10 protein-coding genes and 1 pseudogene are annotated in these 9633 nt (G+C 45.5%); all 11 read left to right on the top strand.

The genetic code is table 11. The annotated features are described in order from the left end of the window. Positions 1-39 precede the first annotated feature (39 nt). A pseudogene (locus WJ238_RS03800) lies at positions 40-123 on the top strand (argininosuccinate synthase domain-containing protein); the annotation flags it as partial. A 273-nt stretch (positions 124-396) separates the two neighbouring features. After that, positions 397-1437 carry an N-acetyl-gamma-glutamyl-phosphate reductase gene (gene argC, locus WJ238_RS03795; protein WP_230105574.1) on the top strand — a complete coding sequence of 347 codons (1041 nt, stop codon included), beginning with the start codon at positions 397-399 and terminating at the stop codon, positions 1435-1437. Positions 1438-1447: 10 nt separating this feature from the next. Beyond that, complete coding sequence (locus WJ238_RS03790) at positions 1448-1897, top strand: GNAT family N-acetyltransferase (RefSeq protein ID WP_230105575.1); 450 nt, start codon at positions 1448-1450, stop codon at positions 1895-1897. 35 nt (positions 1898-1932) lie between these two features. After that, the gene (gene argJ / locus WJ238_RS03785) at positions 1933-3156 is read left to right on the top strand and encodes a bifunctional glutamate N-acetyltransferase/amino-acid acetyltransferase ArgJ (RefSeq protein WP_337606192.1); all 1224 of its coding nucleotides are present in this window, start codon (positions 1933-1935) and stop codon (positions 3154-3156) included. Positions 3157-3161: 5 nt separating this feature from the next. Next, a complete protein-coding gene (gene argB, locus WJ238_RS03780) occupies positions 3162-4061 on the top strand; it encodes an acetylglutamate kinase (protein WP_230105577.1) in 900 nt (299 codons plus the stop codon). Then, positions 4051-5229 carry an aspartate aminotransferase family protein gene (locus WJ238_RS03775; protein WP_337606194.1) on the top strand — a complete coding sequence of 393 codons (1179 nt, stop codon included), beginning with the start codon at positions 4051-4053 and terminating at the stop codon, positions 5227-5229. Before argB ends, WJ238_RS03775 begins: the two co-directional genes overlap by 11 nt. 57 nt (positions 5230-5286) lie before the next feature. Next, the gene (locus WJ238_RS03770; RefSeq protein ID WP_230105579.1) at positions 5287-5718 is read left to right on the top strand and encodes a DMT family transporter; all 432 of its coding nucleotides are present in this window, start codon (positions 5287-5289) and stop codon (positions 5716-5718) included. A 65-nt stretch (positions 5719-5783) separates the two neighbouring features. Then, positions 5784-6437, top strand: coding sequence for a helix-hairpin-helix domain-containing protein (locus WJ238_RS03765; RefSeq protein WP_316269202.1), 654 nt, complete (start codon positions 5784-5786; stop codon positions 6435-6437). Further along, on the top strand, positions 6434-7123 hold the full coding sequence (locus WJ238_RS03760; RefSeq protein WP_316269201.1) for a response regulator transcription factor: 690 nt from the start codon (positions 6434-6436) through the stop codon (positions 7121-7123). Before WJ238_RS03765 ends, WJ238_RS03760 begins: the two co-directional genes overlap by 4 nt. After that, positions 7080-8546: a sensor histidine kinase gene (locus WJ238_RS03755; protein WP_337606190.1), complete on the top strand. Its 1467-nt coding sequence runs from the start codon at positions 7080-7082 to the stop codon at positions 8544-8546. The genes WJ238_RS03760 and WJ238_RS03755 overlap by 44 nt, the downstream gene beginning before the upstream one ends. A gap of 11 nt (positions 8547-8557) precedes the next feature. Continuing rightward, the gene (locus WJ238_RS03750; RefSeq protein ID WP_337606189.1) at positions 8558-9490 is read left to right on the top strand and encodes a GerMN domain-containing protein; all 933 of its coding nucleotides are present in this window, start codon (positions 8558-8560) and stop codon (positions 9488-9490) included. Positions 9491-9633: the final 143 nt, after the last annotated feature.

Here is a 9633-nt window from a genome sequence, read left to right as displayed (position 1 = left end):
AACTGTAAAAATGAAAATAAATTTTCAGGAGGAAATATCATGAAAGAAAAAGTTGTACTTGCTTATTCAGGCGGTCTTGACACTACCGCAATCATTCCCTGGTTAAAGGAAACTTTTTCTTTCATGATATTTCCTCCTGAAAATTTATTTTCATTTTTACAGTTCATGTTAATCGCAAGGATTACTATACACTATATTTAATAATTATGCAACTAAAAGTTGAAAAAAGAATATTTTGATGTTTGATATACAAAATATATTGCATAATATTCATAAAAGATGTATAATCATGCAATATCGGAGGAGGAGAGGCCTGTTTTGCTACTTTACAGGAAAAAGAAAGTGGTATAAACTTGAACAGGTAACCTTATTAATAGGAAGAAAGGATGTACAGCAATGATAAAAGTTGGAATTATTGGTTCCACCGGATATGCCGGCGGGGAGCTGGTGCGCATACTGACGGGACACAAGGATGCAGAAATTGTATGGTACGGCTCCAGAAGTTATATAGATCAGAAATACGCAGATGTTTACCGGAACATGTTTCAGATTGTAGATGCAGCCTGTATGGATGACAATATGGAGGCGCTGGCCGCACAGGCGGATGTGATCTTTACGGCAACTCCACAGGGGCTGTGCGCTTCACTGGTGAATGAGAACATCCTGTCACAGGTCAAGATCATTGACCTTAGCGCGGATTTTCGTATAAAAGATGTAAAAACTTACGAAAAATGGTACGGAATTGAGCATAAAAGTCCGGAATTTATTTCAGAGGCAGTTTATGGTCTCTGTGAGATTAACCGAAATGATGTGAAAAAGGCAAGACTGATCGCAAATCCGGGATGCTATACAACCTGTTCCATTCTGACAGCCTACCCGCTGGCAAAAGAGGGGCTGATTGATATGGATACACTGATTATCGATGCAAAGTCCGGGACCTCAGGGGCAGGACGAGGAGCGAAGCTTCCAAATCTTTTCTGTGAGGTCAATGAAAATATAAAGGCGTACGGTGTGGCAACCCACAGACATACGCCGGAGATCGAGGAACAGCTTGGATATGCTTCCGGCAGGGAAGTTGTCCTGAATTTTACCCCTCATCTTGTGCCCATGAACCGGGGCATTCTTGCGACAGAATATGCGAAGCTTACAAAAGATGTAACCTATGAAGAAGTAAAAGCAGTATATGATAAATATTATAAGGATGAGAAATTTATCCGTGTGCTTGACAAAGGCGTTTTCCCGGAGACAAAATGGGTAGAGGGAAGCAATTACACGGACATTAATTTCCAAATCGATCCGCGCACAGGCAGAATCATTATGATGGGCGCTATCGACAATCTGGTGAAAGGAGCGGCCGGACAGGCAGTACAGAATATGAACCTTGCCTTTGGATTGCCGGAGGATGAAGGGTTAAATCTTGTACCGATGTTCCCGTAGAGTGAAAAAAATGACGATCCGTGAAATGAAAATAGAGGATTATGATCAGGTATACAAGCTGTGGAAAAAGATCAAGGGCTTCGGCATCCGCAGCATTGATGATTCCAGAGAAGGAGTTGCCCGCTTCCTTCAGAGAAACCCTACTACCAGCGTCGTAGCGGAAGAGAATGGAAAAATTGTAGGCGGAATCCTGTGCGGACATGACGGAAGAAGGGGATGCCTTTATCACGTCTGTGTGGATGAGGCATACCGGCGTCACGGAATTGGAAAGGCTATGGTAGTAAAGGCCATGGAAGCGCTGAAAGCAGAGAAGATCAATAAAGTCTGTCTGATCGCATTTACCAAAAATGATATCGGAAATGCATTTTGGAATACAATCGGCTGGACAGAGAGGGAAGATCTGAACTATTATGATTTTGTGCTAAATGATGAAAATATTACGGCTTTTAATGAGCAATAGAAAATGAACAGCTGATAAGCAAGGAGTGTGTGGAAATGGAGATTATCAAAGGCGGAGTGACCGCAGCAAAGGGATTTGAAGCAGCATGTACAGCTGCAGGATTAAAGTACAAGGACCGTACGGATATGGCGCTGGTGTACAGCCAGGTACCGTGTGTGTGCGCCGGTACATTTACGACTAATGTGGTAAAAGCAGCGCCGGTAAAATGGGATCAGAAAGTAGTAAAAAGCGGAAAGAAATCACAGGCGGTCATTGTAAATTCCGGCATTGCCAATGCATGTACCGGAGAGGAAGGGTACGGCTACTGCCAGGAGACCGCACAGAAAGCAGCAGAAGTCCTGGGCGTGGATGCGGACGGCGTCCTCATCGGATCCACAGGCGTGATCGGCAGACAGATGCCCATTGAGAAACTGAAAAAAGGAATTGAAGCCCTGGGTGAGAAAAAGGAGGATTCACTGGAGAACGGAACAGCTGCTGCAAAGGCCATCATGACTACAGATACAGCTGAAAAGGAGCTGGCTGTAACGATTGAAGCCGGCGGGAAAACCGTTACCATCGGAGGTATGGCGAAGGGTTCCGGAATGATCCATCCTAATATGTGCACCATGCTTGCATTTATCACAACAGATGCAGTCATCTCCAGGGAAGCGCTCCAGAGTGCTCTTAGCGAAGATGTGCCGGATACCTACAATATGATTTCTGTAGACGGCGATACATCCACAAACGATACAGTTCTTCTCCTCGCAAACGGGCTGGCGGAAAATGAAGAGATCCAATACGGAACAGAAGATTATGATAAATTCAAAGAAGCGCTTCATGTGATCAATGAATATCTGGCCAAGAAAATTGCCGGCGACGGAGAAGGAGCTACCGCGCTTTTTGAGGCGAAAATCGTGGGAGCGGAGACGAAAGAGCAGGCAAAAATCCTGGCAAAAGCCATTGTATGCTCTAACCTTACGAAGACAGCCATTGCCGGACACGACGCAAACTGGGGAAGGATCCTGTGCGCCATGGGATATTCCGGCGCGCAGTTTGATCCGGAAAAAGTGGACCTTTTCTTTGAGAGCAGCGCCGGAACTATTCAGATCATTGAAAACGGAACTGCTGTAGATTACAGTGAAGAAGAGGCGACCAAAATTTTGTCGCAGCCGGAGGTGACGGCCAGAGCTGACGTTAAGATGGGAGAAATGACAGCGTCTGCCTGGGGCTGTGATCTCACCCATGGTTACATTGAGATTAATGCAGATTACAGGAGTTAGAAAAAATGGATAATAGTATGCAGAAATATCTGGACAAGGCGGAGGTTCTGATTGAAGCCCTCCCCTATATCCAGCGGTTTAACCGGAAAGTCATTGTTGTAAAGTACGGCGGAAGCGCCATGGTGGATGAGGAGTTGAAAGAACATGTCATTCAGGATGTGACGCTGCTTAAACTGGTAGGATTTAAGCCTATCATTGTACACGGCGGAGGGAAAGAGATCAGCCGCTGGGTCGGAAAAGTAGGAATGGAGCCGCAGTTTGTTAACGGGCTGCGTGTGACAGACGAGGCCACCATGGAATTGGCAGAGATGGTTCTTTCCAAAGTAAATAAAGAGCTGGTACAGCTGGTGGAAGGCCTGGGAGTAAGAGCAATCGGAATCAGCGGAAAGGACGGAAGGCTTCTGAAGGTAAAGAAGAAACTGTCCGGCGGCGAAGACATTGGTTTTGTAGGAGAAGTAACGGAAGTAAATGCAGATATTTTGTGGGATCTTCTGGAAAAAGATTTTCTTCCTATTGTGTGTCCGGTTGGATTGGATGAAAAATTTTACACTTACAATATCAATGCTGACGATGCAGCCTGTGCTATTGCAAGGGCAATGCATGCAGAAAAACTGGCGTTTCTTACAGATATCGAAGGCGTTTACAAAGATCCCAAGGATCCGGAAACACTTATATCAGAGCTGACTGTCACAGAGGCAAGAGGTCTGATGGAGGACGGATATATTGGAGGCGGTATGCTGCCAAAACTGAACAACTGTATTGACGCTATTGAGAACGGAGTGTCCAGAGTGCATATCCTGGATGGAAGAATACCCCACTGCCTGCTTTTGGAGATCTTTACAAATAAGGGAATTGGAACTGCGATTTTGGATGATGAAGGGAGTAGATTTTGCCATGAAGAATAAATGGATGGATGAGGCGGATCATGCGCTTCTCCACACTTACAATCGGTATCCTATTGTGCTGGAAAAGGGAGAAGGCGTGTATCTGTATGATACAGAGGGAAAGAAATACCTTGATTTTGCAGCCGGAATTGCCGTGTGCAGCCTGGGATATGGACATAAAGGCTATACAGAAGCATTGAAATCACAGATAGATCTTTTGCTGCATACGTCTAATCTCTACTACAGCCGTCCGGCAGCGGATGCGGCGGCCAAGCTTGCCAAAGCAGCACAGATGGACCGGATCTTTTTTACCAACAGCGGCACAGAGGCTATCGAAGGAGCACTGAAGGCGGCAAGAAAGTATGCTTACACAGAAGGTTCCGGAAAATTTGAGATCATTGCTATGGAACATTCTTTCCACGGAAGAAGTATGGGAGCGCTTTCTGTGACAGCCACAGAAAGCTACAGGACACCATTTGAACCGCTGATCGGAGGTGTGAAATTTGCCCGTTATAACGATATGGAAAGCGTAAAGGAACAGTTTTCTGATAAGACCTGTGCGGTCATCATGGAAACCCTTCAGGGAGAGGGCGGCATTTATCCTATAGATCCGGAATTTTTCCGGGGAGTGCGAGAGCTTTGTGATGAGAGAGGAGCGCTTCTCATCCTGGATGAGATCCAGTGCGGCATGGGACGGACAGGAACTATGTTTGCCTGGCAGGATTACGGTGTGAAGCCGGATATTATGGCAATGGCAAAGGCTATCGGAGGAGGCGTCCCGGTAGGGGCATTTGCCATGACAGAAAAGGTGGCAGAGAAGTCTCTGGCACCCGGAGATCATGGAACAACCTATGGAGGAAATCCTTTTGTATGTGCGGCAGTTTCCAAAGTTCTTGACATTTATGAGGAGGAACATATCCTGGAACACGTCAAAAAGGTGTCGGCGTACCTGGAAAAGAAGCTGGATGCACTTGCAGCCAAGAGCGATGCTGTAAAAGAACGGCGCGGAAAAGGTCTGATGCAGGGGCTTGCAATGAACGTTCCGGTAGGAGAAGTGATCGCAAAGGCGCAGGAGGAAGGACTGCTTGTCATTTCAGCAGGAGGGAATGTCCTCCGCATTGTACCGCCGCTTATCATCACGGAAGATCATGTGGATGAAATGATTGAAAAGCTGAAAAAGGCGTTATAAAACAGCCGGCTGTAGGAGATACTATTCCTTAATTATGAAAGAAGGAAGGTATTTCTTATGGCTGGTTTTTTCATTGCGCTTTTGTCCGGTGCATTGATGAGCGTACAGGGGGTATTCAATACACAGGTGACAAAGACAACAGGGATGTATGTCAGCAATGGCTGGGTACAGTTCAGCGCCTTTTTGGTCTGCCTGGCAGTGTGGTTTTTTATGGGACGTGACAGTATCGGGGCCATTGCCCGTGTGGAACCCAAATATATGCTGCTGGGAGGCGTGATCGGAGCAGGAATTACCTGGACAGTTATTAAAAGCATGGAGCAGCTGGGACCGGCAAAAGCGGCGCTTCTCATTGTCATCGCACAGCTTACGGTAGCTTATGTGATAGAATTGTTCGGCATGTTTGGCGTTGAAAAAGAACCGCTGGAATGGAGAAAACTGGGAGGACTTGCGTTGTCTTTGATTGGAGTTGCAATTTTCCAATGGAAATAGTACAATAACGGTGTCTAGGCATAAAGAGGGGTGTTTACGGTTTTTTAACTGTAAAGGAGGATTTTATGCGTAGAAAACCAGGGATGGTTCTTATAATTTTGACAATGATGACGTTTGTGCTAAGCGGCTGCCAAAGCGATGAGATTACCGGGGAGGAAGTTACCCTGGAGGAGGAAGCGCTGCAGGAGGAAAAAGGCTCCGGTGAGGAGCAGGCAGACGGGGAGAGTCAAGAGCAGCGGGAAGGAGCAGGCAAAGAGCAGACAGGCAGAACAGATGAGGGAAAGATCTGGGTGTATGTCTGCGGACAGGTGGCTTCGCCAGGAGTCTATGAACTGCCGGAAGAGTCCAGAATCTATGAGGCAGTCGAAAGCGCCGGAGGGATTTTGGAACAGGGAGCGGCGGAGAGCGTCAATCTGGCGGAAAAAGCGTCGGACGGACAGCGTATTTATATACCGTCAAAAGAAGAGGCAGCCGCTATGCCGGCTGAAACTCCGGACGAAGGAAGCAGCGGCGGCATGAATGATGAGAGAGTAAATTTAAATACAGCGGATAAGGAAGAGCTGATGACGCTGACGGGAATAGGAGAGACGCGGGCGGAGGCAATTCTGACTTACCGTGAGGAAAATGGAAGCTTCCATTCCCCGGAGGATATTATGAATGTCCAGGGGATCAAAGAAGGCATCTATGAAAAGATTAAGGAGCAGATCAAAACAGAATGAGCAAAAAAGTATTAGTGGTAGATGATGAAAAACTGATTGTTAAGGGGATACGTTTCAGTCTGGAGCAGGATGGAATGAAAGTGGACTGTGCCTATGACGGAGAAGAGGCTCTGAAGTTGGCGGCGGAAAATACATACGATATCATCCTTCTGGATGTAATGCTCCCAAAAAAAGACGGATTTGAGGTGTGTACACAGATCCGGGAATATTCGGATGTGCCTATTATCATGCTGACTGCAAAGGGCGATGATATGGATAAGATCCTGGGCTTGGAATATGGAGCAGATGACTATATTACAAAGCCTTTTAATATTCTGGAAGTCAAAGCCAGGATCAAGGCCATCATGCGCCGTACAGGCAAGAAAACCGAAGAGACAGAAGATAAAAAGATCTTCATCAAAGGCGAAATGAAAATAGACTGTGAAAGCCGGAGAGTTGTAATCGGCGAAAAGGAGATCAACCTGACGGCAAAGGAATTTGATCTTCTGGAACTTCTGGCAACAAATCCGGGAAAAGTGTACAGCAGAGAAAGTCTGCTCAATATTGTGTGGGGCTATGAGTATCCGGGAGATGTCCGAACGGTAGATGTACATATCCGGCGTCTCAGGGAGAAGATAGAGACCCATCCAAGCGATCCGAAATATGTTTATACAAAGTGGGGAGTTGGTTATTATTTCAGGGGTTAGGCTGTATATAAGAAATCATTTTTTTAAAAGTCTCAGATTTCGTATTATCTTTTTACTCATGCTGGTAGGGATTCTTCCCTGCCTGATTCTGAAATCCATTATCCTGAAAAGTTATGAAGACAGGGCGGTAGATGTCCAGACCGCCCAGATACAAAATCAGTGTACCATTCTGTGCAATCAGCTTGCCGCTATGGGTTATCCTGAAAAGAAAGCGGCAGAGGCAATGCTGCCTGAGCTGGAGCAGCTGTCCAGCATATATAACGGAAGGGTCATGCTGATAGACAGTCAGTTTCAGATTGTGGAAGATACCTATGATCTGGATAAAGAAAAGACAATCGTATCAGAAGATGTGATCCAATGTTTTGAGGGCGAGGGGACAAAGATTTACGATGCCAAAAGCGGATATATAGAAGTAACATCACCTATTTTTGCAGCGGATAAGGAGAGCGTAACAGGGGTTATGCTTGTCAGTGTATCCACCACACCTATCCTTGACAGCATTGAAGTGCTGGATGCAAAAGCATGGATCGCGGAAGGGATCATCATTCTGACTGTGGCGGTGCTTGCGATTATTCTGGGGGCGGTAATGGTGCGGCCTTTTGCCAGAATTACATCTTCCATTGAGGCGGTGAATGAGGGATACGATGACAATTATCTCCATGAAAATACTTACACAGAGACAAGGCTGATATCAGAAGCTTTTAACAAAATGCTGGGACGCCTGAAAATCCTGGACGATTCCAGGCAGGAGTTTGTGGCGAATGTTTCTCACGAGTTGAAAACACCGATTACTTCTATGAAGGTTCTGGCGGATTCACTGCTTGCCCAGGAAAATGTGCCGGTGGAGCTGTACCAGGAATTTATGCAGGATCTTTCAGAAGAGATTGAAAGAGAGGACAAGATCATCAACGATCTTCTCTCACTTGTAAAAATGGACAAAACAGCAGCTTCTCTGCAAGTGAAGCAGGAAAACATCAATGATCTTTTAGAAAAGATACTGAAGAGACTTCAGCCGATTGCCGCTGCCAGAAATATTGAAGTAGTGTTTGAAAGCTTTCGTCCGGTAAACGCAGAAGTTGACGGAGTAAAGCTTTCTCTTGCTATAACAAATCTCGTAGAAAATGCAGTAAAATATAATATAGACGGCGGATGGGTACACGTGTCTCTGAATGCAGATCATAAGTTTTTTTATATTGAAGTGGCAGATTCCGGAATCGGAATACCGGAAGAGTCCAAAGAGCATATCTTTGAGAGATTTTATCGGGTGGACAAATCTCATTCCAGAGAAATCGGAGGAACCGGACTGGGTCTTGCGATTGCCCGTAATGCAGTAGTTATGCACCGCGGAGCGATCAAGGTATACAGCCAGCTTGGAGAAGGAACAACATTTACTGTAAGGATTCCGCTGAATTATATTGCCTAGGAGGGATGGATGTGAAAAAGAAACATAAAAGTGTCCTGTGGATTTTCATATGTATACTTTTGTGCACCGGCTGTTCGGCAGATAGCGGAAAAGAAGCAGAAAAAGGCCCCTATGTGTACTATATTAATGAAAAGGGGACTTCACTTGTCCGTACAGCGTGGGATTCTTCCTTGACTGAAGGCAGTGCAAAAGAACAGGCAGAGGAGGCTATGGAGCTCCTTTCATCGCCTGCAAGTGATATTTATAAAAGTGCGGTTCCCGAAGGGGTGGAGGCAGCAGTAGAAAGGATAGAAAAAGGTTATGCGGATCTGTCCTTTAATGAAGCCTACAGGAATATGAAAAAGAAGGACGAAGTGCTGATGCAGGCGGCAATTGTGCAGACATTGGTTCAGATAGAGGGAATTGACCGTGTGGGATTTTTTATCGGAGAGGAGCCGGTCAGGAACGAGGATGGTACCAGCGCAGGCTATATGACGGAAGATGATTTTGTACAGAATATCGGTTCAGCGCTCCATTCTTATCAGAAGGCGGAGCTGAAGCTCTATTTTTCCAATATAGAGGGAAATGCTCTGGCAGAACAGACGGTAAACGTGCGTTACAACAGCAATACATCTTTAGAAAAGCTGATCGTGGAACAGCTGCTGAAAGGCCCTAAAGATGACAGCTGTCTGCAGACTCTTCCAACGGATGCGGTTCTTCTGGGGATTTCCGTAAAAGCCGGAATATGTTATGTGAATTTTGATGAAGGATTTCTTGTACAGGGTTATAATAATGCAGAACCGGAAACAGTTATCTACTCTCTTGTCAATTCTCTTACGGAGAGTGAAAGTGTGCGAGAGGTACAGATTTCCATTAACGGGGAATCAGATGTTCTTTTTGGAAATTCCATTGATTTGAGTAAACCTTTTTCCAGAAACATGGAAATTGTGGAGGAAACAAAATAATTTTGAAAAAAAGAATATTATTTACAATATGTCTTTTCCTTTTCTGTTTGGGATTTGGGGCGGTTCATTTTGCAGGAGAATATTTCCTGGAGGAACTTCAGCCCTCCCAGACAGAGAAATATATTCCGCCTGACAGTACAGTA

This window comes from Claveliimonas sp. (genome assembly GCF_037273965.1).
Taxonomy (GTDB): Bacteria; Bacillota; Clostridia; order Lachnospirales; family Lachnospiraceae; genus Claveliimonas; species Claveliimonas bilis.
Note: the sequence above shows the minus strand (reverse complement) of the source record. Positions and strands in the feature narration are given on the sequence as shown.

Bases quoted from the DNA above. Each gene is read 5' to 3' on its own strand.
- WJ238_RS03790 (WP_230105575.1), top strand. From the start codon at position 1,448: ATGACGATCCGTGAAATGAAAATAGAGGATTATGATCAGGTATACAAG.
- WJ238_RS03775 (WP_337606194.1), top strand. From the start codon at position 4,051: ATGAAGAATAAATGGATGGATGAGGCGGATCATGCGCTTCTCCACACT.
- argJ (WP_337606192.1), top strand. From the start codon at position 1,933: ATGGAGATTATCAAAGGCGGAGTGACCGCAGCAAAGGGATTTGAAGCA.
- argC (WP_230105574.1), top strand. From the start codon at position 397: ATGATAAAAGTTGGAATTATTGGTTCCACCGGATATGCCGGCGGGGAG.
- WJ238_RS03770 (WP_230105579.1), top strand. From the start codon at position 5,287: ATGGCTGGTTTTTTCATTGCGCTTTTGTCCGGTGCATTGATGAGCGTA.
- WJ238_RS03755 (WP_337606190.1), top strand. From the start codon at position 7,080: ATGTTTATACAAAGTGGGGAGTTGGTTATTATTTCAGGGGTTAGGCTG.
- argB (WP_230105577.1), top strand. From the start codon at position 3,162: ATGGATAATAGTATGCAGAAATATCTGGACAAGGCGGAGGTTCTGATT.
- WJ238_RS03760 (WP_316269201.1), top strand. From the start codon at position 6,434: ATGAGCAAAAAAGTATTAGTGGTAGATGATGAAAAACTGATTGTTAAG.
- WJ238_RS03765 (WP_316269202.1), top strand. From the start codon at position 5,784: ATGCGTAGAAAACCAGGGATGGTTCTTATAATTTTGACAATGATGACG.